The organism is Streptomyces sp. MZ04 (assembly GCF_004684775.1).
Classification (GTDB): domain Bacteria; phylum Actinomycetota; class Actinomycetes; order Streptomycetales; family Streptomycetaceae; genus Streptomyces.
The window spans coordinates 1-1165 of the sequence record NZ_SRIC01000583.1; the positions used below are offsets into that span (position 1 = coordinate 1).

Genomic DNA, 1165 nt, shown 5'->3' on the forward strand with positions numbered 1-1165 from the left:
CTGCCGCACACTCTCCGGAGTGACCGTCGCGAAAGGCTCCCCCGCAGGAGCCTGGTCCCCGGCACCCCCGCCGGTGGAAACCACCGCCCGCAGCTCCCCGGGCGCCACCCCCGCCCGCTCGTCGATCAACCCGCCCACGCGGGCGAGGAGTTCCCGCGTACGCCCCCGCGCGGTCCTCGGCAGTGTGCGGAGCAGCAACTCGCGTACGCCGTCGCGGAATGCGTACGACCCCGCGCCCGCGCCCGACGAAAGCATGCCGCTCAGGATCACCTCCGCCAGGTGCTGCGGGCGCGGGCGTTCCTCCACCGCCGCCTGGACCAGGCGCATCACCGGCAGGTGTGGCTCGCCCACCGCCAGGTGGCCCGCCAGGCGGAAGGCCTCGGGGGAGGCCGTGGAGCGGAAGCGGAGCACCAGGTCCTCGGGGGTGAGGTCGGTGACCGCCTCGGCCTCGGGCTCCGGGACGGGCGGGGTGCGGCCCAACCAGGCCACCGAACCCGGCAGTTGGCAGCCGCCCGCGTCCGCCACCAGGGACGCCCAGTGAGACAGCCACGTCGGCGATGGTTCCAGTACCGGGATCGGCGTCGCGCCGCGTGGGGGCGCGGGGTCCGCCGCGTACGGCGTGAAGGCCAGGGAGGCCGAAGGGGACGCCGGGTGCGGGGCGGAGAGGGTGCCCGGGGTCGTGGGGAGCGCCGTGGTGCGCCAGAGGCGTTCCGGGAGCGGCTGGATCAGGGCCAGCGGCAGTTGGGAGGCCCAGCGGCGGAGCGTGCGGTACCAGAGGGTGCCCGCGGGGCCTTCGCGCCACTGCGGGCCCATGCAGTCGCTGATCAGGAGGACGACCGTGCGGCCCGTCGCGGGCGCGTGCGCGGCCTGGGGCGGGACCCGGCCGTCCGGTGTCGCCCGGTGCAGCTCCACCGTGCGGAAGATGCCGGACTGGGCGAGCGCCGTGTGCAGTTCGTGGACCAGGGGGCGCCAGATCGGCATCGTCGGCCCCGCGTCGTACACCAGACAAAGCCGCAGCCAGCGCTCGTCGGCGGGGCGGAGCACCGGCAGCCAGCCGCGCGGATGTCCGCCGAGACGGGCGATGCGGTGGGCCGTCGCCTCCTCGTCGATGACCTGCCCGACGGGGGAGGGGACGCGGCGTTTGAGGGGGCGCAGGGAGCGTTGC

1 protein-coding gene is annotated in these 1165 nt (G+C 75.9%); it reads right to left on the minus strand.

Annotated elements, in window-relative coordinates:
* On the minus strand, positions 1-1165 hold a 1165-nt coding region (locus tag E2651_RS44525), incomplete at both ends, for an SAV_2336 N-terminal domain-related protein (protein ID WP_280922841.1).